Source organism: Kitasatospora albolonga (genome assembly GCA_002082585.1).
In the GTDB taxonomy this organism is placed as follows: Bacteria; Actinomycetota; Actinomycetes; order Streptomycetales; family Streptomycetaceae; genus Streptomyces; species Streptomyces stephensoniae.
Genome location: CP020563.1, coordinates 6341980 through 6365478, shown reverse-complemented (window position 1 = coordinate 6365478; position 23499 = coordinate 6341980). Strand labels below are relative to the sequence as shown.

Sequence of the window (23499 nt, the reverse complement as noted above, 5' to 3'; positions counted from 1 at the left end):
CGCTCAGCCGAGCGCGCGGACACCCGCCGTGACCGCCACGGCCGCGCCGACGACCACCAGGAAGGGGGCGCGCAGAACGAGTGCGAACGCCGCGGCGGCGAGTCCGGCGGCCCGGGCGTCGAGGACGAGGTGCTGCCCGTCGCCGAAGGTCTGCTGAGCGGTGAGGGCCGCCAGCAGCGCCACCGGCAGCAGGGTCGCCATGCGCCGTACGAGGGGGCGCTCCAGCACTCCGGCGGGGACCAGCAGACCCGCGTACTTGGCGAGGTAGCAGCCCGCGGCGGTCAGTCCGATGGCTATCCAGACGTTCATGAGTCCCGCCCGCCCTTCTTCTCCGTCGTCTCTTTCTTCTCCGTCGTCGCCGTCTTCTCCGTCGCCTTCTTCTGCGCAGCCGTGTCCTTCTGTATGGCCCTCTCCTCCTGTGCGGCCGCGCCGGGCCCCTTCTTGCGCCGTCCCATCAGGAAGAGGACGACGGGCGCCGCGAGCGCGGACAGCAGGACCGGCACACCGGCCGGCAGGACGGGCAGCAGCGTCAGGGCCAGCAGGACGGCGAGAGCCGCGGTGACGCGTTCGGTGGTGCTCTTGAGCATCGGTGCGAGCAGCGCGAGGAAGACGGCCGGACTGGCCGCGTCCAGGCCCCAGACGTCGGTGTCGCCCAGCGCCTCGGCGCCCATCGCACCCACCAGGGTGGTCAGGTTCCACAGCACGTAGAGGGTGAGCCCGGTGACCGTGAAGCCGATGCGGGCGGCCCGCCGGGTGGGCTGGGCCACGGTGACCGCGGTCGTCTCGTCGATCACCCAGTGGGCGGCGAAGGGGCGCACCGCGCGCGGAAGGGCCAGCAGCTGCGAGAGCCGCAGGCCGTAGAAGGCGTTGCGGACGCCCAGGAAGAACGCCCCGGCCGCCGCCGTGTACGGGTTGCCGCCCGCCGCCAGCGCGCCGACCAGGGCGAACTGCGAGGCGCCGGTGAAGACCAAGAGGCTCAGGGCACAGATCTGGAGCAGGCTGAGCCCGGACCCGGCGGCGGTGACCCCGAAGGCGAAGCCGGAGAGCCCGACGGCGATGCCGACGCCGAGCGCGTCCCGGACGACGGCCGCGTCCGGCTTGTCGGGCCGCTGAGGCGGGGCGTCCGGGGCCACCGCGCCCGGCGGCCCGGCGGACAGGACACCGGTCGCGCCGATGCTCTCTGGGGGTGCTGTCTGTTCTGCCACCCGCCGCACGTTACGGGGACGGCCCGGACCCGGTCTTGTACGTTCTTGCACGCCCGCTGCGCCTTCAGGCGCCCGCGCTCCCGCGTCGTCCTCCGGAGGCGGGCCGCCCGCGCCGGTACACACCCCGCTCGCGCTGGTACGCGCCGGGCGGTACCCCCACGATCCGGGTGAAGTGCCGGTTGAGGTGCGGCTGATCGGTGAAGCCGACGGCGGTCGCGGCCTCGGCGGGGGCGGTGCCCGCGTCGAGCAGCCGACGGGCCCGCCGGACCCGGGCGTCCGTGAGCCAGGTGTGGGGCGGCATCCCGTACTCCTTCTTGAAGGCCCGCAGCAACGCGAACGGGCTGGTGCCCAGCTCGGCGGCGAGCGCCTCCAGCGTGGGCGGCGCGGCCATCCGCCCCTCCAGCACCGCACGGGCCCGCTCCACGTCCCGCGCGCCTCCGGCCCGGGGCGTCACGCTGGGCAGCGGGCTGCCGTGCCGGTCGAGGAGGCGGACGACCAGGACCCGCAGCAGACTGTCGGCGGCCAGCGCGTTGCCCTCCTCGGCGGCCCGGTGCACCTGGGTGATCAGCCGGGCGGCGTGCGGATCGGTCACACGGGTCTCGGCGAAGCCCACCGTGCCGCGCAGGGGCGTCACCTCGGCCGCGATGCCGTTGATCACCTGGGCGGAGGGGTAGAGCGTGTCGTACGCCCAGCCCTCGGGCCGTCCGGGGCGGGCGGTGTGCGGCACCTCCGGGTTGATCATCACGACGGTGCCGGGGGTCGCGTGGATCGTGCCGCCGGGCACCCCCACCTCCTCCACACCGCCGGTGACCGCGCCGAACACGTACCCCTCGTGGCTGTGCCGGGGGAAGGTGTGGCGGACGTACCGGGCGCGCAGGAGATCGAGGTCGGGCAGCTCCGCGTACGTCCAGTGCCGCGCCCACTCCGTCGCCCGACCCGCTCCCGCCATGGAGACATTCTCGCAGGTCCCGGCCGTGCGACGCAGGGCGAGGGGTGGCGGTTCGACGGAGGGCAGGGGGCGGGTTCGACGCAGGGCAGGGGGCAGGTCGACGCAGGGCGAGGGGTGGCTCCGGGCGGTGTCGGGGGCCGTTGTCAGTGGCGGGGTGCACGATGGGGACCATGACCGGTTCCGCTCTCGACGCCTTCTCGCCCGCGACCCGCAGCTGGTTCGCCGGTGCCTTCAGCGCGCCCACCGCCGCGCAGGAGGGTGCCTGGCAGGCCATCGGCGAGGGCAGCGACGTGCTGGTGGTGGCGCCGACCGGCTCCGGCAAGACGCTGGCCGCGTTCCTCGCCTCGCTGGACCGGCTGGCCGCCGGTCCGCCGCCCGCCGAGGCGAAGAAGCGCTGCCGTGTGCTGTACGTGTCCCCGCTCAAGGCGCTGGCGGTCGACGTGGAGCGGAATCTGCGCTCCCCGCTGACCGGTATCCGGCAGGAGTCGGTCCGCCTCGGCCTGCCCGAGCCGGAGGTGCGCGTGGGCATCCGGTCCGGTGACACCCCGCCCGCCGAGCGGCGCTCAATGGTGACCCGGCCGCCGGACATCCTGATCACCACGCCCGAGTCGCTGTTCCTGATGCTCACATCCTCCGCCCGGGACGCGCTCGCGGGCGTCGAGACGGTGATCCTCGACGAGGTGCACGCGGTCGCCGGGACGAAGCGCGGCGCCCATCTCGCGCTCTCCCTGGAGCGCCTGGACGAGCTGCTGCCCCGGCCCGCCCGGCGGATCGGGCTCTCCGCGACGGTCCGGCCGGTCGACGAGGTGGCCCGCTTCCTGTCGCCGCAGCGCAAGGTGGAGATCGTCCAGCCGCCCTCCACGAAGGAGTTCGACCTCTCGGTGGTCGTCCCGGTCGAGGATCTGGGCGAGCTGGGCGGTTCACCGGCCACCGACGGGGACGCCGCCCAGGCGGAGAAGCCCTCGATCTGGCCGCATGTGGAGGAGCGCATCGCGGATCTCGTCCAGTCGCACCGCTCCACCATCGTCTTCGCCAACTCCCGGCGGCTGGCGGAGCGCCTCTGCAACCGGTTGAACGAAATCGCGTACGAGCGTGCCACCGGCACCGCCTTCGACCCGGACAACCCCGCCCCCGCGCTCCCGGAGGCGCACGCCCCCGCCGAGATCATGGCCCAGTCCGGCGCGGGCAAGGGCGCTCCCCCGCTGCTGGCCCGCGCCCACCACGGTTCGGTCTCCAAGGAGCAGCGGGCCCAGGTGGAGGAGGACCTCAAGGCGGGGCGGCTGCCCGCCGTGGTGGCCACCTCCAGCCTGGAGCTCGGCATCGACATGGGCGCGGTCGACCTGGTGGTCCAGGTCGAGTCCCCGCCCTCCGTCGCCTCCGGTCTCCAGCGGGTGGGCCGGGCCGGGCACCAGGTGGGCGCGGTCTCCACCGGAGTGGTCTTCCCGAAGTACCGCGGCGACCTGGTGCAGGCCGCCGTCGTCACCGAGCGGATGCGGACGGGGGCGATCGAGGCGCTGCGCATCCCGTCCAACCCGCTGGACGTCCTCGCCCAGCAGCTGGTCGCCATGGTGGCGCTGGACAGCTGGCAGGCGGACGACCTGCTGGCCCTGGTCCGCCGGGCCGCGCCCTTCGCCTCGCTCCCCGATGCGGCGTTCACGGCCGTGCTCGACATGCTCGCCGGACGCTATCCCTCCGACGCCTTCGCGGAGCTGCGCCCCCGGGTCGTGTGGGACCGCGTCGGCGGTACGGTCACGGGCCGCCCCGGCGCGCAGCGGCTCGCCGTCACCTCGGGCGGCACCATTCCGGACCGGGGCCTCTTCGGGGTCTTCCTGGCCGGGGCCGACCCGAAGAAGGGCGGCGGCCGGGTCGGTGAGCTGGACGAGGAGATGGTCTACGAGTCCCGGGTGGGCGATGTCTTCACCCTGGGCACCACGTCCTGGCGGATCGAGGACATCACCCGGGACCGGGTCCTCGTCTCCCCCGCCCCGGGCGTTCCGGGCAGGCTGCCGTTCTGGAAGGGCGACCAGCTGGGCCGCCCCCTGGAGCTCGGCCGCGCCCTCGGGGCGTTCCTCCGGGAGATCGGCGGGCTCTCCGAGGAGGACGCCCGGCTGCGGCTGCTCGCCGCCGGGCTGGACGCCTGGGCGGCGGACAACATCCTGGCCTATCTGGACGAGCAGCGCCGGGCCTGCGGCCATGTCCCGGACGACCGGACGATCCTGGTCGAGCGGTTCCGGGACGAGCTGGGCGACTGGCGGGTCGTCGTGCACTCCCCCTTCGGCGCCCAGGTGCACGCTCCCTGGGCGCTCGCCCTCTCCGCCCGCCTCGGTGAGCGGTACGGGATGGACGCCCAGGTCATGCACGCCGACGACGGCATCGTGCTGCGGCTCCCCGACGCGGACATGATGGGCCTGGACCTGCTGGACTTCGACGCCCCGCCGGCCACCACGGACGCGGCGGACGGCAGACCGGCCCCGCAGCCCTTCTCGTACGACAGCGAACAGCCCCCCGTCGGTGCCACCGATGTCGTCTTCGACCAGGGCGAGGTCCAGCAGATCGTCACCGACCAGGTCGGTGGCTCGGCGCTGTTCGCCGCCCGCTTCCGCGAGTGCGCGGCGCGCGCCCTGCTGCTGCCCCGGCGCTCCCCCGGCAAGCGCACCCCCCTCTGGCAGCAGCGCCAGCGCGCCTCCCAGCTGCTCCAGGTGGCCTCCGAGTTCGGTTCGTTCCCGATCGTCCTGGAAGCCGTCCGCGAATGCCTCCAGGACGTCTTCGACGTTCCCGGGCTCACGGAGCTGATGGGTGACCTGGAGGCGCGCCGGGTCCGGCTGGTCGAGGTCACCACCCAGGAGCCCTCACCGTTCGCGCGTTCCCTTCTTTTCGGTTACGTCGCGCAGTTCCTGTACGAGGGCGACTCGCCGCTCGCCGAGCGGCGGGCCGCCGCGCTCTCCCTGGACTCCCATCTCCTGGCCGAGCTGCTGGGCCAGGCGGAGCTGCGCGAGCTGCTCGACCCCGAGGTCCTCACCGAGCTGGAGCGGGAGCTCCAGTGGCTCACCGAGGACCGCCGGATCAAGGACGCCGAAGGGGTCGCCGACCTCCTGCGTGTCCTGGGCCCCCTGACCGAGGCCGAGCTGGCCGAGCGGGGCGCCGAGCCCGCCTGGGCGGCGGAGCTCTCGACGGCCCGCCGGGCGATCCGGGTCCGGATCGCCGGGGCCGACCACTGGGCGGCGGTCGAGGACGCGGGGAGACTGCGCGACGCCCTGGGCACCGCGCTCCCGGTCGGGGTGCCCGAGGCGTTCACCGAGCCGGTGAAGGACCCCCTCGGCGACCTCCTCGCCCGCTTCGCCCGGACGCACGGCCCGTTCACCGCCGCCCGGGCCGCCGAGCGGTTCGGGCTCGGCACCGCCGTCACGGACGGCGCCCTGCACCGCCTCGCCGCCTCCGGCCGGACGGTCCAGGGCGAGTTCCATCCGGCGGGCATCGGCCAGGAGTGGTGCGACGCCACGGTGCTGCGCCGGCTCCGCCGCCGTTCGCTGGCCGCGCTCCGCCAGGAGCTGGAGCCGGTGGAGCCCGCCGCGCTCGCCTCCTTCCTCCCGCAGTGGCAGCACTTCGGCTCACACCGTCTCCGGTCCATCGACGGGCTGGCCCGCGCCGTCGAACAGCTCCAGGGAGCGCCCGTTCCCGCCTCCGCCCTGGAGAAGCTGATCCTGCCGAGCCGGGTGATGGGCTACACCCCGGCGATGCTCGACGAGCTGACGACGACGGGCGAGGTGGTCTGGGCCGGGGCCGGAGCGCTGCCCGGCAAGGACGGCTGGATCTCCCTCTACCCCGCCGACAGCGCGCCCCTGCTCCTGCCCGCCCCGCACCCGCTGGAGCTGTCGGCGCTCCACGAGTCCCTGCTCACCGCCCTCTCCGGCGGCTACGGCCTCTTCTTCCGGCAGATCGCCGACCAGGTCCGGGCCACCACTCACCCGGACTGCACCGACCAGCAGCTCGCCGACGCCCTCTGGGAGCTGGCCTGGTCGGGCCGGCTCACCAACGACACCCTCGCCCCGCTCCGCTCGCTGCTCGGCTCGGGCCGGACAGCGGGCTCCACCGCCCACCGCGCCCGGCGCACCGTCCCCCGCGGACGGTACGGCTCCCTCACCGCGGCCGCCCGGCCCGCCTCCCGCACCGGCCCGCCGACGGTCTCGGGCCGCTGGTCCCTGCTGCCCCCACGCGAACCGGAACCGACCCACCGCGCCCACGCCCTGGCCCGCACCCTCCTCGACCGGCACGGCGTGGTGACCCGGGGCGCGGTGCAGGCCGAGGGGGTGGAGGGCGGCTTCTCGGCGACGTACCGCATCCTGGCCGCCTTCGAGGACAGCGGCCAGGCGCGGCGCGGCTATGTGGTGGAGGGTCTGGGGGCCGCCCAGTTCGCGATGGACGGGGCGGTGGACCGGCTGCGGGCAGCCGCCACGGCCCGCGACCGCCGGGACCCGGGCACCGCGCCCCAGGCCCTGGTGCTCGCCGCCGCCGACCCGGCCAACGCGTACGGCGCAGCCCTGCCGTGGCCGGAGTCCCCGGACGGTGCCGGGCACAAGCCGGGCCGCAAGGCGGGGGCGCTGGTGGTCCTCGTCGACGGCGAGCTCACGCTCTACATGGAGCGCGGCGGCAAGTCCCTGCTCGCCTGGCCCTCCGACCCCGAGTCCCCCGCACTCCTGGCGGCGGCCGAGGCCCTGGCCGCCTCCGCCCGCGCCGGGGCGCTCGGCACCGTGACGGTGGAGCGGACGAACGGGGTCTCCGCCCTCACCTCGCCACTGGGCCGGACCCTGGAGGCGGCCGGATTCCTCGCCACCCCGAAGGGGCTGCGCCTGAGAGCCTGAGCCGGGCGGGCGACCCCCGCATACGCGCCCGCCGCCCCGGAGCAGCCCGCTCGCCCCGCCCCGGCAGACCCGGCACACCGCCGCCGTCCACCCCGCCGAAGCACCCCGCGCCCATCATGGAGGTATGCCCGAAGGAGACACCGTCCTACAGACCGCCGCCCGGCTGCACGCAGCACTGGCGGGGCGGGTCCTGACCCACGCCGATCTGCGCGTCCCCCGGTTCGCCACCTCCGACCTGAGCGGCCGTACGGTCCTCGATGTCACCGCACGCGGCAAGCACCTGCTGATCCGCGTCGAGGGCGGGCTGACCCTGCACAGCCACCTCCGGATGGACGGAGCCTGGCGGGTGTACGCACCGGGCGAGCGCTGGCGCGGCGGCCCCGGGCACCAGATCCGCGCCGTCCTGGCCAACACCGACCACACCGCCGTCGGCTACCGCCTGCCCGTGCTCGAACTGCTGCGCACCAGCGAGGAGAGCAGCGCCGTCGGCCACCTCGGGCCGGATCTGCTGGGCCCGGACTGGGACCCCGGCCTCGCCGTGGAACGGCTCCTCGCCGCCCCCGACCGCCCCCTCGGAGAAGCTCTGCTGGACCAGCGCAACCTCGCGGGCATCGGCAATGTCTACAAATGCGAGCTATGCTTCCTGGCCCGCGTCACGCCCTGGCTCCCCGTGAGCGCCCTCCCCGACGGGACCCTCCCCCGGCTGGTCGCCCTGGCCCACCGGCTCCTCGACGCCAACCGGTTCCGCCCCACCCGCACCACCACGATCCGCGCCGAACGCCGCCCCCACCCGAGCACGCCGCCCCCACAGAGGCCCCTCCCGCCTCTCCGGGTGCAGGAACCCCTGTACGTCTACGGCCGGGCCCGCCGCCCCTGTCTGCGCTGCGGCACCCCGATCCGGAAAGCCGACCAGGACGACCGGCCCACGTACTGGTGCCCGGCCTGCCAGTCGGGCCCGGTGCCCCCGGTCCCGTAAAGCTCCGCAGACCCCGCAAAGCCCCCGCACACCAATTGACGGACCGTCAGATATGGCCGTACGGTCCCGTCATGCCCCTCACCGCGCGCGACGCGTACGACCTCACGGGCCGCTCCGCGTTCGTCACCGGCGCGGCGAGCGGTATCGGCCGGGCGAGCGCCGTACTCCTCGCCGAGGCCGGGGCCACGGTCCACTGCGCCGACCGCGACGGGACGGGCCTGCGCAGGACGTACGAGATGATCACGAGCGCGGGCGGCACGGCCCGCACCCACCCGCTCGACGTCACCGACCGGGACAGGGTCCGGGCTGCCGTGAGAGCGGCGGGAGAGCTCGACATTCTGGTCGCCGTCGCCGGGATCATGCACACCAGCAGCGTCCTGGAGACCGAGGACGACGACCTGGACCGGGTGCTGGCGGTCAATTTCAAGGGGGTGCTGTACGCCTGCCAGGAGGTGGCGCGCTCCATGATCGCCCGCTCCGCACCCGGTTCACTGGTCACGATGGCGTCCGGCGCCGTGGACTCCGCGAGCGCGGGCCTGCTCTGCTACAGCGCGGCGAAGGCGGCCGTGGTCCAGCTCACCAGGACGCTCGCCACCGAGCTGGGCCCTCACGCCATACGGGTGAACGCGGTCGCGCCGGGCTGGATACGTACGCCGATGACCGGCCGGCACGGAGCCGAGCAGCAGCAACGGGCGGAAGCCACGATGGCCCGGATCTCTCCCCTCGGACGGGTCGGTGAACCCGAGGAGGTCGCCCACACCGTGCTGCACCTGGCGTCCGACGCGTCGGCCTTCACCACCGGCCAGATCCTCCGCCCGAACGGCGGCGTCGCCATGCCCTGGTGATCCCGGAGCGGCGCAGCCACGCCCCGGCAAACCCCTCCGACCGCATCCGCCCCTCCGCCCCCTCCAACGCCGTTCCCCTCTCCGCCCCCTCCAGCCCCGCCCAGCTCTCCGGCCCCTCCACCCCAGCCCGCCCCTCCGGCAGCCCCCGCCCCGGCCCCGGCGCCCCGGCCAGCGACGCCACATGGACGGGCAGCAGGCTCAGTCCCCAGCCGCCCGCCGCCACCGCGCCCTCCACCGCACCGGCCTGCTCCGGTTGCAGCACCAGCCGCAGCACCGCCCACCACCACACCCCGCCGAGGACCAGCGCCGGCACCCATCGCCGTACCATCGCTGCCCTCCTGCGGCCGACGTCCTTTCGGGCAGTTTCCCCTGGCGGCGGCGCCACTGCATCCAGAACGTACGGCCGACAGCTGACCGCACACGCGAGTGCCCCCGCCGGAGATCGGCGGGGGCACTCGCGGTGCTCAGGCTGTCGTCGCTACTTGTCGTTGTCGTTGCGCAGCGAGTCCGTGACGCCCTTCGCGCGCTCACCGGCCTCGTCGACCTTGTCCTTGGCCGTGGCCTTGGCCTGGTCGGCCTTGCCCTCGGACTCCTTGCGGCGGTCGCCGGTCAGCTTGCCGACGGCCTCCTTGCCCTTGCCCTTGAGCTTGTCCATGGCGTTGTCACCAGTCACGATGTCGGTTTCCTTCCGCTCAGGCACTTTCGGCCTGGAACATCCAGGCGTGATGTCGCGGTCTACCCTCTGAGCTGGGCGACTACCCCGGAATCTGCTCGGGATTCCGGAATCCTTCCGCTCGCCCCAGAGGATTCCGCCTCGCCGTCAGCCTTACGCACATCAGCCCATGCCGCATCCAGAACGTCTCGCGTCCGCTCCTCCGCCTCCGCGAAGAGGTGTGCGTACGTACGCATGGTCGTCAGGACGTCCTTGTGCCCGAGGCGCTGCTGGACTACACGCGGGTTCTCCCCGCCCGCGATGAGCACCGATGCGTAGTGGTGACGCAGCTCGTGCCAGTGCCGCGGCTCGACATTGGCCCGCTTGCAGATGCTCTTGAGCGCGTAGTCGATCGTCGACTCACCGATCAGCCCAGCGGCTGGCATGGTGAAGAGAAGCCCGGCACCAGGCCCCGCCGTAGGCACCGGGTTCCTGGCCACGTACGCGGCGATCAGGTCGACGGTCCCCTGCGTCAAAGGCAAAGTGCGGCGCCCGGCGCCAGTCTTCAGCTCGTCGAAGTACTGGCCTTTACCCTTCTCGTACACCAGCTGCTGATCGACCAGCATGGTGCGCCGCAGGAAATCGATACGCGACAACCGGAGCCCTCGCAGCTCGCCGGAGCGGAGCCCGGTGAGCGCGTCCAGCGCGATCATCGTGGCGTACCGGTCGTGGTAGGCGGCAGTGACAAGCTGGTGCACCTCGGCCACGTCGGGCGGGTGGCACGCCGACGACTCCAAGGCCGGCGCGAGGATCTGCGCGAAGGGGCTGACAGAGATGACGCGGTCGATGACGGCTAGGCGGAACACCCCGCGGACGTAACGGGCTACGCGGTTGGGATACGAGCCGGACAGGCCGTACTTGCTGACGAGGAGCTTCTGCCAGGCCCCCGCCTCGGACGGCTTGATGGACCTCATCTCCCTGTGCCCCAACTCAGGGAAGGCGTAGCGCCGTAGCGCCCCGAGGTACTCGACTTCAGACCGGCCGATGATGGACTGTGCGGGCAGCCACGTGTCGAGCGAGAACTGCTCGAAGGTGACGCGTCCGGCCTTCGGGTCCAGCCAGGACCCAGTCTGCTTGGCGGCCTCCTGCCTGACGATCTCCTGCTCGGCCTCTACTTTCGTGGCCCAGACGCTGGTGACTTCCCGCCCGGTCGGGTCGTCGTATCGGGCCTGCCACCGCTTGCCCTTCCCGTGGCACTTCGTGGCGACCTTGCCCTTGTGCTCGCCGCACTCCGGTTCATCGGGCCGGTGTCTCGTCTTGTGCCAGCGGTCAGCGACGTACCCCATCGATGGCTCCCAGTGTGCGGCCGACGTCCATGCCCGCTCCGATCAGGGCGACGGCGGCTTCGGTACGGATGCGCGGGTCGGAGCGGGCGCGGGTGTTGATGACGGCGTGGACGACGCCGTTGATGCGGCAGGTGAGTGCGGCTACGTGTGGGCCGAGGGCGACGGTGGTGATGAGCGGCTCGGGCATGACGGACCCCCGTTCTCGTCCGGAGCGGCAGGCTCCGGGGACCGCGAGGATATGTCGGGTCACCACTTGGTGACTACGAGTTCTCCGAATCCCGCCCAGGTTGTACGCCATCCGTCTCTGGCAGGTAGCCCTGCCGCCGCAACTCGTCCAGCGCGATGCGTGTGGCGGCGCGGATTTCTGCGGCGGTGGCGTGCTCGGTGGCGCGCACCATCGCGGTCGTCATGATCCCGGCCAGCGCCTCCTCGTCGAGCTGCGCCTGCTCGACGGGTGCGGTGCGCCAGCCATCGCCGGGCGGGGCGGCCCCGTCGAGGACGGCGTCGACCGCGCCCTCGGGCCAGCCGAGCGCGGCGGCGATGCGGCCGATGGTGTACGGCATTCGCTTCTTCGGAACGGTGCCGCCCTCGACGTCCTGGACGCTGCGCCCGGATACGCCGGCGAGTTCGGCGACGGCGGACTGGGTGAGTCCGCGGTGTTCGCGGGATGCGCGGAGGGCGTGGCCGAGCCGGGCCCAGCTTTGTGGGTCGCGGTCCATGGGGGGCGGCCTCTCTCCCTGTTGGTGGCGTATGCACGCAACGGCGCGCAACGATCGGCAACAGAGTAAGGCTCGCCTACCTGGCACGCGATGCCGACCCCAGAGATTGACCGAAAACTCATCAACCGTCTACGCACGGTGATCATCCCAAAGCGTCTCCACGCATCCGCTTGCATCCCTGCGCTTCGTTGCGTATCGTTTCACCCATGAAGGCCGACGGACCGGGAATCCGGAGTCGACGCGAAACGAACGGCTACGGCCTGCGCCGCTTCGCGAAGGCTGCCGGGATCTCCGCATCGCACCTCTCCCGCATCGAGCGCGGGGTCACCGACCCCCAGCCCGAGGCGCTCGCCCGAATCGCCACCCACTTGGGGTGCACCATCGGCGACCTCACACCGGAAACGAACGGAGACGACAGTGGCAACGACCGCCGCCGCGCCGGACCTGATGACGACGAAGGAAGTCGCGGCGCTCATCCGTAAGACGCCGCACGCCGTACGCCAGATGCGGCACCGGGGCATCGGCCCGCAGGGGACCCGGGTCGGCAGGAGCACGCTCTACCGCCGCTCGGTGGTCATGGCGTGGCTGGAGGCCCGGGAGCAGGCGGACCCGCTGGCGCAGCGCGCCGTCGCCGCCTGATCCCTGACGCAATGCGGGGCCGCCGGATGCACCCGGTCGACCCCGACGACGCCTCACCAACGAGAGAGACGAGGACATCGTGACCGACAACTCTACTACCCGCGAGCCGGACGTCAGTACGACGCAGCGGCACAGCTACATGGCGGCGCTGTCGCTGGCTGAGACGCTGCTCAGCGAGACGACCGCCTTGCCGACGGACTTCATCGTCTCGGCTGCGGATTGGGAGCCCGGGGCTCCATCGATCCGCTTCTACTTCCACGACACGCCGGGGTTGGTTCGGGAGTTCGCTGCTCAGTTTTCGCTTGAGGTGGCGGTACGACCGGCCGGGTCGGGCGGGGAGTACACGGAGGCGTCTGGTTTCCGTGACGGGGTTCGGGTGCGGGCGTGGGCGCTGCTGTCTGCGGAGCAGGTGGCTGAGCGTACGGCGGTGACCTCGTGAGCGGGTGGCAGATCGTCGCCGGGTCGGCCGTCGGGTACGCCCTGTGCGCCATCGCCTTGGTGGTTGTGGTCGAGGGGCACCACCCGATCACCCACCTGCTGGACCTCCTGCACCGCCTCGGGGGTGGCCAGTGAGGTCCCCGACCGACGCCCGGCTGGTGGTGCTGCGTGAGCTGGCCCGGGACTACCAGGGCGAGATCACGACCCGCATGGTCCAGCACCTGTACGTCCAGCGGTTCGGCCCCGGGGACTGGCGTGGCAAGGCCCGCCAGGACCTCGCGCAGCTCGTCGGTGAGGGCCTGCTGATCTGCGACGACTCCGATCCGGGCCGCCGGGTCTTCCGCCTCAACCACGCGAAGGGTGGTCACGTCCATGGGTGACACGTTCGGCGGCGAGCACCGCCGCCCCGACCCCTCCGGTATCGGCCGGTCGCAGCGCGAACTCCAGGACCGGGCCAGCTTCGACCACCAGCCCGCCGCCGGGTGCCTCCTCGCCATCCCCGCCAGCCTCCTCCTCTGGGCCGGACTCATCACCGCCGCCCGCGAACTCCTCGGAGCCATCGCATGACCGACACCGCGCTGGCCGGGGCTTCGGCCCCGGCCGCCGGGCTCGCCCCCGGCCTGTACCCCCGCCTCCCCATCGAGACGTACCACGGCGACCGCACGTCGCTCTCCTCCTCCGGCGCCCGGAAGCTCCTGCCCCCGTCCTGTCCCGCCCTGTTCCGCCACGAGCAGGACAACCCCCGCCCCCGCAAGCAGGCGTTCGACTTCGGGAACGCCGCCCACCGGCTCGTCCTCGGCGAAGGCCCCGACCTCGTCTCGATCGACGCGGACGACTGGCGGACGAAGGCCGCCCGCCAGGAGCGGGACGAGGTTGCGGCGGCCGGGGGGCTGGCGCTCCTCGTCGCCGAGCACGACCAGGTGCAGGCGATGGCCGACGCGATCCGCCGACACCCCGTCGCGGGCGTGCTGTTCGCGCCGGGCTCCGGTCGGCCGGAGGTGTCGGTGGTGTGGGAGGACGACCGCTCGGGTGTACGGCGTCGGGCCCGGTTCGACTGGCTGCCGAACCCCGGCCCGGGGCGGCTGATCATCCCCGACTACAAGACGTGCCGGTCCGCCGAGCCGACCGCGCTGGCCAAGGCCGTACACGAGTACGGCTACCACCAGCAGGCCGACTGGTACCGGGCCGCCGCCCGCGCCGCCCAGCTCGGCGGCGCGGACACGGCGTTCGTCTTCGTCTGCCAGGAGAAGACCGCCCCCTACCTCGTGACCGTCTTCGAGCCCGACATGACCGCGCTCCGCATCGGGGCCGCGAAGAACCGGCGGGCGATCGAGACGTACGCCCGCTGCGTCGAGACCGGGCACTGGCCCGGCTACACCGACGAGATCGCCTACCTCTCGCTCCCCGCGTGGGCCGAGATCCGAGACACGGAGACGTACCTGTGAGCTACCAGCAGATCGAGCGTATGACCCCGGCCGCCGCGCCCGCGCGGGTCGGGCAGGGCACCGCCGTCGAGCAGTCCCGGGCGGTCGCCGAAGTCCAGGCCGCGGTCCTCGTGGCCCGGCAGTTCCCCCGCAACGAGGCGGCGTGCGTCGCCCGGATGCAGACGGCGTGCGCCCAGAAGGAGCTGGCCCAGCGGGCGTTCTTCCGGTTCCCGCGCGGCAGCTCGCACGTCTCGGGCGAGACGATCCAGCTCGCGAAGGAGCTGGCCCGCTGCTGGGGCAACATCCAGTTCGGGGTTGCCGAGCTGCGCCGTGACGAGGAGTACGGCGAGTCGGAGATGCAGGCGTGGGCCTGGGACATGGAGACCAACGAGCGGTCCTCGACGACGTTCATCGTGCCGCACGCCCGGTGGGCTGACGGGCAGGCCAGGAAGCTCGCGGACTTCCGGGACGTGTACGAGAACAACGCCAACAACGGTGCCCGCCGCCTCCGGGAAATGATCTTTACGGTGCTGCCGGTCTGGTACATCGAGCAGGCCAAGACCGCCTGCAACAAGACCCTCGCGACCGGCGGCGGAGATATCCCCCGCCCCCAGCGCATCGCCGACGCGATCGGGGCGTACGAGGGCATCGGCATCACCGCCGACCAGATCGAGACCAAGCTCGGCCGGGAGTCGGCCAAGTGGACGGACATCGACCTCGGCCAGTTGCAGGTCATTTTCCAGTCGATCCAGCGCGGCGAGGTCACCAAGGACGAGGAGTTCCCGAAGCCCCGCGTCACGGCCGACGAGATCACCGGCGCGAAGGCGGGTGCGTGATGCCCGTCTCCCGCAGGAAGTACGACGCGCTGGCAGCCGATTACGAGCGGGTGCGTGAGCAGCGCGACGAAGCACAGCGCCAGGTGCGCGCGATGCAGACCGCGACCCGTACGGCGGCCGGCCAGTTCACCGCCGCCGACGACACCCTCCACCGCGTACGGCTGGCCCGCATCCGCGACGCCGTGTCGTACGGGGGGCGCATCGACCGCCTGCTGCGTGTCGTGGCCCGGCTCCGTACGGACCTCGCCACCGCCGAGCGCCGGGCGGACCGGGTGCAGGCCGCGTACGACCACGCGGTCGGCCTCGACGCCCCGTCGCTGGATTACGGGTCGGCTTGGCAGTCCCGGCGCGAGGACAAGCCCCGGACGGCGGTGGCGCCGTGATGATCCACCACTACACCACGACCAGCCACACCGCCCCCGACACCCTCGACCGGGCCGAAAGCTGGCGCCCGTACGGGACGTGCGCGGCCCCGCAGTACGTGGGTCACGAAGACCTCTGGTTTCCCGAGCCCGGTGACACCGAGGCCGTACGCGCCGCCGTACGAGTCTGCGAGTCCTGCCCCGTCCTCGCGCTCTGCCGCCAAGCGGTCGCCGTAGAGGAGCACGGGATCGGTAAGGCGTCCCGGTACGGCATCCGGGCCGGGCTCACCCCCGTCCAGCGGTGGGCGGCGGACACGAGCACCCGGGCCGCGCAGGGCAAGGGCGGCAGGCAGCTGTCGCCGTGCGGGACGAACACGGCGTACGACCGGCACGTGCGCCGGGGCGAGCCGGTGGACACCGCCTGCCGGAAGGCCCACGCCGAGCACAGCCGGGCCCAGCGGGAGCGCGAGCGCCACCGCCCTCGTCGGGCCGTCCCGGACGGGTGCGGGACGACGAGGGCGTACTACCGGCACATCCAGGCCGGAGAGCCGATCGACGAGGCGTGCCAGGCGGCGTCGGACGCATACGAGCAGCAGCTCACCGTGCCGCCGGGACCGCCCGAGTGCGGCACCCGTGGCGGCTACGCCCGGCACCTCCGCAAGGACGAGCCCGCGTGCACCCCGTGCCGCCAGGCCAACACGGACGCCAGCCGCCGACTCCGCACCACCGGCACCACCACCGAACGGAGCGCCGCCTGATGACCGCCATCGTCGTCCCGCTGTGGGAGACCGACCACCCGTACTACTGCACCGAGGGCAACTACTACGCCCGTCCGGTTGACGGCCTGCACACGGAGTACCCCTCGTGGGCCGCGTTCTTCGCCGAGTGGGGTGGCCTGGACCCGGACCTCAACCTCGTCTTCCGCTGGGACTGGAAGCGATCCGACCCCGCCGACTACGAGCCCTACGACGAGCCGGTTCCCCCGGACACGCTGGCCGTGTTCTGGGTCCTCCAGCGCAAGGCGATCCTCCGGTCCACCGAGTGCGTTGTCACCGAGGCCGACGAGCCCGCCGTCCGCGCCTGGCTCACGGAGTGCGCCGCCCACATGGGCCTGCTCTGGGAGCCGCTGCTCCCCGCACCGGCCGCCTGACCCCTCCCGGCCCGGGGCTGTCGTGCCCCGGGCCACCACCCGCACCACCGCAACCCCCGTACGAGAGAAGGACCGCGTGACCATCGACGCCATGCACTGGGTGTGGAACCACGCCCGCAGCACCGGCAACCCGCGCATGGTGCTCCTCGCGGTCGCCGACAAGGCACCGGGCCCCGAATGCGTCACGCGCATGGGCACCACCGAACTCCGAGCCCGCCTCGGCCAGGTCAGCAAGTCGGTGGTCGTCCGCGCGGTCGACAAGGCCATCGAGTCCGGCGAGCTCGTCATCGTCGAGGAGGCCCGCGGCACCCGCGCCGCCGCCTACCAACTGCCGTACGCGGTGAACTACAAGCGGCCCACCCTCGGCTCTAGGGGTACCGATTCAGGACCGGTAGACCTTCCCGAGGGGTCCCGATCCGGGACCGCTAGCGACTCCCAGGGGTCCCGAATCGAGACCGGTAGCGAAAACGCTAGGGGTACCGAATCAGGACCGGAGGGGTACCGAATCGAGACCCCTAGGGGTACCGAATCAGGACCCCTCTACCAGACCACTCCTACCAGGAGTGAAAGCAAGCAAGCAGGAGAGCCCGCCCCGCCCGTCCTCGGCCCCGAGATCCCCACCAACTGCCGCCCCCTCGTTGACACGATCACCGCCGCCGGAATTCTCGTCCGCTGGAACCTGTCGACCGCCGAGTGGTTCACCGTCGAAGCGCTCATCAAGCGCACCGGCGTAGCCGCCCTCGCCGCTTACGCCCAGAAGCAGGCAGCCAGCCGGGACGTGTCGTACGCCCGGTACTTCCTCCCCGGCTGGCGCGACCTTCCCCCGCTCCCCGAGCCCGGCACCGCCCGCCCCTCGCTGCGCGCCGTGCCCACCACCGGCTGGCAGCCCTACACCAACCCCACCGACATCAGCGCGTACTCGAACGGATTCTGACCATGCCCGAACCCCAGAGCATCGGCGCGCTCGGACCCTCCGCCCTCGCCAACGTCATGAACGGCATCCGCCAGAAGCAGGAGCAAGGCGTGACCCCTGGCCCGATCGACGACCAGCCCACCCCCGACGAGCCCGGCCACCCCGAGTACCACCGCCGCCGCCGCGCCGAATGGGCCCTCAAGCGCTGGGCCACCGCCACCCCGCCCCGCTACCAGCGCGCCGACGCCGACCACCCCGCCGTCCAGCAGTGGGCCGACGACGTCGCCGCGGCCCCCGACACCGCCGGGTCACTGCTCCTCACCGGCACCACCGGCACCGGCAAGACCTACCAGGCATACGGCGCCCTCCGCCGCATCGCCGCCGCCGGGCCCCGCGTCTACGAGATCCGCGCCACCACCGCCGCCGACATGTACGGGCTCCTCCGCCCCAAGGGCAGCGAGCGCGGCACCGAGGAAGAGCTCCGCCGTCTCGTACGGGTCCCGCTCCTCGTCCTCGACGACCTCGGGTCCGCGAAGGCGTCCGAGTGGACGGAGGAGATCACCTACCGGCTGATCAACGAGCGGTACAACGCCTGCCGGCCGACCCTCTACACCTCGAACCTCCCCGCCCGCGCGGCCAACGGCGCCCCCGACCTCACGTCGGCGCTCGGCGAGCGCATCGTGTCCCGACTCTCCGAAGACACCCGCGTTGTCGCGATGACCGGCACCGACCGCCGCCGAGGAGGCCGCGCAGCATGACCCCCGAAGACGCCGTCCCCACCACCTACGGGGGCACCACCTTCCGCTCCCGCCTTGAAGCGGACTGGGCCCTCACCCTCGACCTCAACCAGATCACCTGGGAGTACGAGCCGGAGACCTTCACCCTCCCGTCTGGCGCCACCTACATCCCCGACTTCCACCTCCCCACCCTGAACACCTGGATCGAGGTCAAGGGCCCCAACGTCCCGCGGATCGAGAAGACCCACGAGTTCGCCCGCACCCGCAACGACCTCGTTCTCATCGGCTACGAGCCACTGCGCGACGACGGCCTTCGCCGCACCCGCCACGGGTACGCCAACTGGGTTGCCGCGTACGGGCCGAGCGCGTACTTCACCGCGTGCGTCAGCTGCGGCCAGCGTCAGTGGCTCCCGATCAGCCGACGCCTGCCCTGCCGCGCCTGCGGGTTCTCGATGCGCGAGTGGGACGTCGAGCTGCGCCGGGCCGTCGACAAGCGGCTGCGGTTCGCGGAGGCGACCGACGGGTTCGAGTCCGTGGACTGGAGCGCCGAGTCGTGACCGCCGTCGTGTGCCGAGTCTGCGGGCGGCGTCTCCGTTCCGAGACGTGGCGGGCCCGCGGTATCGGCCCCGTCTGCGCCCGCCGCACCCGCAGCGGGCCCGGCCGAACCCCCACCACCACCGACACCGAGCCCATCCCCGGCCAGCAGGAAATCCCCCTCCCGCCCATGCAACACACCCTGACCTGGAGCCCCTGATGCCCACCACCCCCACCCCCGCTGACCGCCCCGCCGACCAACTGCGCGACCGTCTCCGTGCCGCTGCGCAGCGGGCGCTGGAGTCCCTCGACAGCCTGATCGCCGACCACCAGGACCCGGGGGCGGAAGCCCTCGACGCCCTGTACGACCGGCTCGACCTCCTGGAGAACGGGGCCCGCGAACGGTCCGCACTGCTGGAGGAAGCCCGCGACGCCCTCGAAGCCGCCGGGATCAACGAAGCCCACGGCGGGGAGTCCTGGCCCCGGCTCGCCCCCGCCATCGAGGAACTCGCCGCCGAACGCGACCGGCTCGCCACCGACAACGCCCGCCTGACCGCCGGGCAGTGCATCGACTCCCGAGCCATGTGCGAGCAACACCACCTGCCGCCGGTGGACGGCTGCCCGTACCCCCGCTGCCGTGCCGCCCGCGCCACCGGGCGCGCAGCCACCGCCCCGGCCGAGCACTGCGGCAACCAGAAGCCCCTCTTCACCGAGCACACCGAGCGCACCGAATGCGTCCTGCGCCCCGGCCACCCCGGCAGCCACGCCGACGAACACGGCGCCCGCTGGTGGTGGACCGACACCGACGTTCCCCCGCCCGCAGCCACCGCCTGACCAACCCGCACGAGGAGCCCGCCGCGATGGACACCACCTGCACCCACTGCCACGCCCCCGACCCCACCGGCAGCACCCTCTGCATGCCCTGCACCACCCGACTCGTCGGCCAGCTCCAGGACCTGCCCCGGATGTACGAGGCGCTCGCCGGGCACCTCGCCCCCGGGAGCAGCAGCGGGCAGGGCCGGGCCGGGAAGGGGCACCCGGCGCCGCTCCCGCTCCGCGTCGACGTCCTGGACCTCCGTACGTCCTTCGAGACCGTGTACGCCTGGCTGAGCGCCGTACACGAAGCCCGGCGACTCCGGGGCCCCCGGCTGGCCGGAGACGCCCTCACACGGCTCCACACGGCCGTGACGGGGCTCCTCGCCCACATGCCCTGGATCGTCGTCTGGCCGGGCGCCCACGACCTCGCCCAGGAGATCGGCGACCTCCACCGGTCGGCCGCCACCGTCGTCGACCCCGACCCGAGACCCCGCGGCCGGCGCATCGGCCACTGCCAGAGCATCGACACCTCGGGGGCGATCTGCGGGGCGGTCCTGAGGCTGGCCCCCGGGGAGCAGGTCGTCCGCTGCGACTGGTGCTCGATGGCGTGGCCGCCCGCGACGTGGGTCCAGCTCAAGGCGTGGCAGACCGAAAACGCCGACGCGGCTTGACCACTTGACCGTCCAACCCAGGGTTGGATACAGTCATCCCGTGAACGCGATCCCCTGGCGGGAACGGGTACGCGGAGAAGACGAGCTGCTGGAACAGCTCCAACTCCTCGCCTCCGAATCGGCCAAACGAAGAGCGCTCGCCCTGCTCGACGGCGTAGCCGAACTCGGAACCGTGGCCGAAGTCGCCAGGGAACTGAACAAGAGCTGGAACGCCATCGACAAGGCGATCAAGAAGAACGGGCCCAAAGCCCCGACATAGAGCGAGGCCGAGCGGCAGCTCCCAGGCGCTGGAACGCCTGAGGCGCGCGCGCCGCTCGACCTCCGACCGACCACCATCCTGACTAGACCAGGAGGCATCGGCCGTGGCCGATCATTTCACGCACCCCATCACGTGCGACAGCACCCCCGAGCGCATCGCCGCCCGTGCCGCCCAGATCGTCGCCTTCCGCATCATGCGAGAGACCGAGATCGCCGCCAGCTGGTGGGCGCGCCCCATCGAGATCGGCGAGACCGTCTCCGGTGAAGTCGCGTACAAGTTCTGCACCGAGCAGAACACCGTCACGCTGAACCCCAACCGGATCAAGCGGCACCGCTACTACGCCGAACCCGTCTACACCACCGACTCCGACCCGGACATGGACGAGGCCCTCCGCCGCGCCCGCACCGGCCGCGTGGCGGTGGCCCCGTGATGAGCCTCCCCAAGGGCCTCTCGCCGCTCCTCGCCCCCGCCGTGCTCCTCTCCGGCGCCTCCCTCGCCTGGACCACCTGGTCCCTCGTCGACCTCCTCGGCACCGGACCCATCGGCCTCACCGTCGCCGCCGGGGCCGACATCGTCTGGGCCGCCGTCATCGCGGCCGAAGCCCGCGGCCTCCGCATCCCCGCCTGGGGCCGCAACGTGGTTCCCGCGATCGGCTGGGCCGCGCTCCTCGCCGTCGCCGGACTCCTCGTCTGGCACGGCATCCGCGGCCACAGCCTCCCCATGGCCGTCGCCGGACCCCTCCTGCCCCTCGGCGCCAAGGTGATCTGGCTCCTCGCCCTCGCCGACATGCGCGACCCCGCCGCCCTCACCGAGAAGGAACGCGCCGTCCTCGCGAGCATGGAGCGCGGCCTCACCTTCGAGGAAGAGCAGCACCGCATCGAGATGCGGCGGCGCGAGATGGCCGCCGAGCGCCAGCTCGCCGAGGTCGCCGTCGACTTCGAGATCGAGCTCACCCGCATGGACAAGGGCCGCGAACTCGCCCGGCGCCGACCGCTGGAGCTCACGTACGACCCGGCTGAGCCCCTGGCTCACCGCGCTGAGCCCCCCGCTGAGCCCCAGCACCTCCTGCGCTCATCCACGCAGGTCGCCGCCCCTGAGCCCAGGGCTCGCACCCACGAGCCCGACGGCGCCTCGTTCGGGTTCGCCGCGCACCTGAACACCCAGTCGGCTCAGCGGGCTCAGGCCGTTGAGCGGGTCGCTGAGCTCCTGGCTCAGGACCCCGGGCTCACCTCGGCTCAGGTTGCCGAACGGCTCAACGTCTCGGCCGCCACGGCGAAGCGCTACCTCCGCGAGGCCCGGCAGACATGACTGCCCTCCGGCTGCTCTTCCCGCTCGCCACCCTCGGCGCCGCCGCCATCCTCGCCGCACTCGCCACCCACGAGGTACCCCGCCTCCTCGGCACCCTCGCCCTCGTGCTCACCCTCGCCGCCCTAGCGCTGGCCCTCCTCCACTGAGGACACCATGAACCCCGTCACCATCGGCGGCGTCACCATCGGCATCGCCATCCTCCTCCACCACGTCGTCACCTGGTGGCCCGGCCTCAAGCGCCTCCGCAAGGACCCCGCCGGAGCCGCCGCCGCCCTCGCCCCGTTCCTCCTCGCCTGGGCCTACGGCGTCCTCGCCATCCTCACCGTCGGCGGCATCATCGGCTGGATCGCCGACGGCGTCCTCTGGATCAGCTCCTGGCTCGGCGACGTCGCCCTCGTCTGGGGCGTCGGCGGCACCACCGGCACCGCCGCCGGGCGTACGACCTACCTCCCGCTCACCCAGACCGGAACCGCAGTCGTCCTCCTCCTCACCGTCCTCCTGCTCGCCGCGATGAAGAAGTCCGCGTACGGCAGCGCGCTCAAGTCCGGCGCCTGGTGCGGGATCTGCCTCGGCACCTCCGCCGGAGTCACCGGCCTCGCCGCCGTCCCCCTCGCCCAAGCCGTCAACTGGCTCGGCGCGAACGCCTACGGGATCTTCGCGTGAGCCGCCGCAAGGGCACCCCCGAGGAGCCGGAGGAGACCGTCCCCGAGCCGTCCCGGGCGGCCGGTGGATGCGTCCTCGTCGGGGCCGCCCTCGGCCTCACCGCTGCCCTGTTCGCCGCCCTCGGGCCCGTCGCTGTCCTCATCGTCTGGGCCGTCGGAGCGCTCGCCCTGTGGCGGGCCGCGCGATCCGTGCCCCATGCAGCTAACCCCGCTCCCCCACCGCCCCCAGAAGGGGCCGGAAACACAACACCGCAGTTCAGCGTCCTGGAGGACCGCCCCGGCCACTGCACCATCAACTGGAAGGAGGGGTCCTGATGGCCCTGGAGAAGACCATCCCCCTCGCCGACCTGGCCCGCCGCAACGCCGAGTCGCAGCAGAAGCGGGCCGCCGAGAAAGCCGCCAAGCCGAAGTAACCCACCCGTCACACCCGCCACAGATTCATGCAGCCGTACACCCGAGTGCACCCCGCTCAGCCCAGCGGGTAGTACCCACCCGCCACGAGAAAGGACCCACCATGGGAACCCAAGACGCCACCTTCGACGACACCACCGGCCACTACGACCAGTGCCCCCAGCACGCCACCCCCACCGACCCCCGCTGCTACTGCGAGGGCATCGAGAAAGCCCAGCAGGGCTACTACGACGAGCCCACCGACATGCGCGAGCACTGACGCCTGTCACACCCCCGCAGTACCCTGACCCGTATCCACATCCGCGCGACTGGCTGCCGCGCTACGGGACTGAGGCCCCACCGCCAACCCCCCGGCGGTGGGGCCTCGCCACGTGCCACCATGACCCCATGAGCGACGACACCACCACCATGGTCGAGCTGCACGGCGGACCCCTCGACGGGCAGACCGTCCCCGTCGACATCGACGACGACCCGTGGACCGCGATCATCAGCGACGGCTGCGCCCACCCCGGCGGACGGTCGGTGTACGCCCCCGACAGCACCGGCCGCTGGGTCTGGGAGCGAGACGTCCCCTGGGACGCCCTGTGACCCTCGTCGACCTCTACGCCGCCCAACTCGCCACCGGCATCCGCCCCGGCACCCTCCGCGTCTGGCTCCACCGAGGCAAGATCACCCACCACGGCCACGACCGCCACGGACGCACCCTCATCGACCTCGACGAGCTCCCCACCCCGACGGCCGCCAAGGCAGCTTGACCAGCCATCACACAGGGTGTAACACTCGGGGCA

General features: G+C 72.7%; 32 protein-coding genes. 23 read left to right on the top strand and 9 right to left on the bottom strand.

The window, feature by feature from the left end; all coding sequences use genetic code 11:
* Positions 1 to 3: 3 nt before the first annotated feature.
* The 3 genes from B7C62_28290 to B7C62_28280 form a co-directional block, all read right to left on the bottom strand.
* Entirely contained in the window at positions 4 to 309 is a 306-nt protein-coding gene (locus B7C62_28290) for a branched-chain amino acid transporter AzlD (protein ID ARF75722.1), read from the bottom strand.
* Positions 306 to 1205, bottom strand: coding sequence for a branched-chain amino acid ABC transporter permease (locus B7C62_28285; GenBank protein ARF77407.1), 900 nt, complete (start codon positions 1203 to 1205; stop codon positions 306 to 308). Before B7C62_28285 ends, B7C62_28290 begins: the two co-directional genes overlap by 4 nt.
* A 64-nt stretch (positions 1206 to 1269) precedes the next feature.
* A complete protein-coding gene (locus B7C62_28280) occupies positions 1270 to 2154 on the bottom strand; it encodes an AraC family transcriptional regulator (GenBank protein ID ARF75721.1) in 885 nt (294 codons plus the stop codon).
* A 170-nt stretch (positions 2155 to 2324) separates the two neighbouring features.
* Between B7C62_28280 and B7C62_28275 the strand changes: the two genes are divergently transcribed.
* The 3 genes from B7C62_28275 to B7C62_28265 all read left to right on the top strand — a co-directional run bounded on the left by B7C62_28275 (position 2325) and on the right by B7C62_28265 (position 8834).
* Positions 2325 to 7013, top strand: a complete 4689-nt coding sequence (locus B7C62_28275) for a DEAD/DEAH box helicase (protein ARF75720.1) — start codon at positions 2325 to 2327, stop codon at positions 7011 to 7013.
* A gap of 124 nt (positions 7014 to 7137) precedes the next feature.
* The gene (locus B7C62_28270; protein ID ARF75719.1) at positions 7138 to 7989 is read left to right on the top strand and encodes a DNA glycosylase; all 852 of its coding nucleotides are present in this window, start codon (positions 7138 to 7140) and stop codon (positions 7987 to 7989) included.
* A 71-nt stretch (positions 7990 to 8060) separates the two neighbouring features.
* On the top strand, positions 8061 to 8834 hold the full coding sequence (locus B7C62_28265; GenBank protein ARF75718.1) for a 3-oxoacyl-ACP reductase: 774 nt from the start codon (positions 8061 to 8063) through the stop codon (positions 8832 to 8834).
* Here B7C62_28265 and B7C62_28260 read toward each other — a convergent pair.
* The 5 genes from B7C62_28260 to B7C62_28240 all read right to left on the bottom strand — a co-directional run bounded on the left by B7C62_28260 (position 8782) and on the right by B7C62_28240 (position 11551).
* Complete coding sequence (locus B7C62_28260) at positions 8782 to 9162, bottom strand: hypothetical protein (protein ARF75717.1); 381 nt, start codon at positions 9160 to 9162, stop codon at positions 8782 to 8784. The two genes, B7C62_28265 and B7C62_28260, sit on opposite strands and share 53 nt — an antisense overlap.
* Before the next feature lie 150 nt (positions 9163 to 9312).
* The gene (locus B7C62_28255) at positions 9313 to 9489 is read right to left on the bottom strand and encodes a general stress protein CsbD (GenBank protein ID ARF75716.1); all 177 of its coding nucleotides are present in this window, start codon (positions 9487 to 9489) and stop codon (positions 9313 to 9315) included.
* 80 nt (positions 9490 to 9569) lie between these two features.
* Positions 9570 to 10832, bottom strand: a complete 1263-nt coding sequence (locus tag B7C62_28250; protein ARF75715.1) for a hypothetical protein — start codon at positions 10830 to 10832, stop codon at positions 9570 to 9572.
* Positions 10816 to 11019, bottom strand: coding sequence for a hypothetical protein (locus B7C62_28245; protein ARF75714.1), 204 nt, complete (start codon positions 11017 to 11019; stop codon positions 10816 to 10818). Before B7C62_28245 ends, B7C62_28250 begins: the two co-directional genes overlap by 17 nt.
* A gap of 73 nt (positions 11020 to 11092) precedes the next feature.
* The gene (locus B7C62_28240) at positions 11093 to 11551 is read right to left on the bottom strand and encodes a hypothetical protein (GenBank protein ARF75713.1); all 459 of its coding nucleotides are present in this window, start codon (positions 11549 to 11551) and stop codon (positions 11093 to 11095) included.
* A gap of 206 nt (positions 11552 to 11757) precedes the next feature.
* Here B7C62_28240 and B7C62_28235 point away from each other — a divergent pair, with 206 nt between their 5' ends.
* The 12 genes from B7C62_28235 (at position 11758) to B7C62_28180 (ending at position 18071) form a co-directional block, all read left to right on the top strand.
* Positions 11758 to 12033, top strand: a complete 276-nt coding sequence (locus B7C62_28235) for a hypothetical protein (GenBank protein ID ARF75712.1) — start codon at positions 11758 to 11760, stop codon at positions 12031 to 12033.
* Positions 11999 to 12190, top strand: a complete 192-nt coding sequence (locus B7C62_28230; protein ARF75711.1) for a hypothetical protein — start codon at positions 11999 to 12001, stop codon at positions 12188 to 12190. The genes B7C62_28235 and B7C62_28230 overlap by 35 nt, the downstream gene beginning before the upstream one ends.
* Positions 12191 to 12269: 79 nt before the next feature.
* A complete protein-coding gene (locus B7C62_28225; GenBank protein ID ARF75710.1) occupies positions 12270 to 12629 on the top strand; it encodes a hypothetical protein in 360 nt (119 codons plus the stop codon).
* A gap of 130 nt (positions 12630 to 12759) precedes the next feature.
* Positions 12760 to 13008: a hypothetical protein gene (locus B7C62_28220; GenBank protein ARF75709.1), complete on the top strand. Its 249-nt coding sequence runs from the start codon at positions 12760 to 12762 to the stop codon at positions 13006 to 13008.
* Positions 13001 to 13195 (top strand): hypothetical protein, encoded by a 195-nt coding sequence (locus B7C62_28215; GenBank protein ID ARF75708.1) that lies wholly within the window; start codon positions 13001 to 13003, stop codon positions 13193 to 13195. Before B7C62_28220 ends, B7C62_28215 begins: the two co-directional genes overlap by 8 nt.
* A complete protein-coding gene (locus tag B7C62_28210; protein ARF75707.1) occupies positions 13192 to 14073 on the top strand; it encodes a hypothetical protein in 882 nt (293 codons plus the stop codon). Before B7C62_28215 ends, B7C62_28210 begins: the two co-directional genes overlap by 4 nt.
* A gap of 20 nt (positions 14074 to 14093) precedes the next feature.
* Entirely contained in the window at positions 14094 to 14888 is a 795-nt protein-coding gene (locus B7C62_28205; protein ID ARF77406.1) for a hypothetical protein, read from the top strand.
* Positions 14888 to 15271, top strand: coding sequence for a hypothetical protein (locus tag B7C62_28200; protein ARF75706.1), 384 nt, complete (start codon positions 14888 to 14890; stop codon positions 15269 to 15271). The genes B7C62_28205 and B7C62_28200 overlap by 1 nt, the downstream gene beginning before the upstream one ends.
* On the top strand, positions 15271 to 16008 hold the full coding sequence (locus B7C62_28195) for a hypothetical protein (GenBank protein ARF75705.1): 738 nt from the start codon (positions 15271 to 15273) through the stop codon (positions 16006 to 16008). Before B7C62_28200 ends, B7C62_28195 begins: the two co-directional genes overlap by 1 nt.
* The gene (locus B7C62_28190) at positions 16008 to 16400 is read left to right on the top strand and encodes a hypothetical protein (protein ARF75704.1); all 393 of its coding nucleotides are present in this window, start codon (positions 16008 to 16010) and stop codon (positions 16398 to 16400) included. Before B7C62_28195 ends, B7C62_28190 begins: the two co-directional genes overlap by 1 nt.
* A gap of 76 nt (positions 16401 to 16476) precedes the next feature.
* Complete coding sequence (locus B7C62_28185) at positions 16477 to 17334, top strand: hypothetical protein (protein ARF75703.1); 858 nt, start codon at positions 16477 to 16479, stop codon at positions 17332 to 17334.
* A 2-nt stretch (positions 17335 to 17336) separates the two neighbouring features.
* Complete coding sequence (locus tag B7C62_28180) at positions 17337 to 18071, top strand: ATP-binding protein (GenBank protein ARF75702.1); 735 nt, start codon at positions 17337 to 17339, stop codon at positions 18069 to 18071.
* Between the two features lie 379 nt (positions 18072 to 18450).
* Here the strand turns inward: B7C62_28180 and B7C62_28175 are convergent, their stop codons facing one another.
* Positions 18451 to 18783 carry a hypothetical protein gene (locus B7C62_28175; protein ARF75701.1) on the bottom strand — a complete coding sequence of 111 codons (333 nt, stop codon included), beginning with the start codon at positions 18781 to 18783 and terminating at the stop codon, positions 18451 to 18453.
* Between the two features lie 20 nt (positions 18784 to 18803).
* On the opposite strand from B7C62_28175, the gene B7C62_28170 reads away from it, so the two are divergent.
* From B7C62_28170 to B7C62_28135, 8 genes are all read left to right on the top strand, one after another.
* Positions 18804 to 19418: a hypothetical protein gene (locus B7C62_28170; protein ARF75700.1), complete on the top strand. Its 615-nt coding sequence runs from the start codon at positions 18804 to 18806 to the stop codon at positions 19416 to 19418.
* Positions 19373 to 20071 carry a hypothetical protein gene (locus tag B7C62_28165; GenBank protein ARF75699.1) on the top strand — a complete coding sequence of 233 codons (699 nt, stop codon included), beginning with the start codon at positions 19373 to 19375 and terminating at the stop codon, positions 20069 to 20071. The genes B7C62_28170 and B7C62_28165 overlap by 46 nt, the downstream gene beginning before the upstream one ends.
* 40 nt (positions 20072 to 20111) lie before the next feature.
* Positions 20112 to 20330, top strand: a complete 219-nt coding sequence (locus B7C62_28160; protein ARF75698.1) for a hypothetical protein — start codon at positions 20112 to 20114, stop codon at positions 20328 to 20330.
* A gap of 103 nt (positions 20331 to 20433) precedes the next feature.
* Entirely contained in the window at positions 20434 to 20760 is a 327-nt protein-coding gene (locus tag B7C62_28155; GenBank protein ARF75697.1) for a hypothetical protein, read from the top strand.
* Positions 20760 to 21638 carry a hypothetical protein gene (locus B7C62_28150; protein ARF75696.1) on the top strand — a complete coding sequence of 293 codons (879 nt, stop codon included), beginning with the start codon at positions 20760 to 20762 and terminating at the stop codon, positions 21636 to 21638. The genes B7C62_28155 and B7C62_28150 overlap by 1 nt, the downstream gene beginning before the upstream one ends.
* Positions 21639 to 21791: 153 nt before the next feature.
* Entirely contained in the window at positions 21792 to 22301 is a 510-nt protein-coding gene (locus B7C62_28145; protein ID ARF75695.1) for a hypothetical protein, read from the top strand.
* The gene (locus tag B7C62_28140; GenBank protein ARF75694.1) at positions 22298 to 22615 is read left to right on the top strand and encodes a hypothetical protein; all 318 of its coding nucleotides are present in this window, start codon (positions 22298 to 22300) and stop codon (positions 22613 to 22615) included. Before B7C62_28145 ends, B7C62_28140 begins: the two co-directional genes overlap by 4 nt.
* A 483-nt stretch (positions 22616 to 23098) precedes the next feature.
* Positions 23099 to 23299, top strand: coding sequence for a hypothetical protein (locus B7C62_28135; protein ARF75693.1), 201 nt, complete (start codon positions 23099 to 23101; stop codon positions 23297 to 23299).
* Positions 23300 to 23499 lie beyond the last annotated feature (200 nt).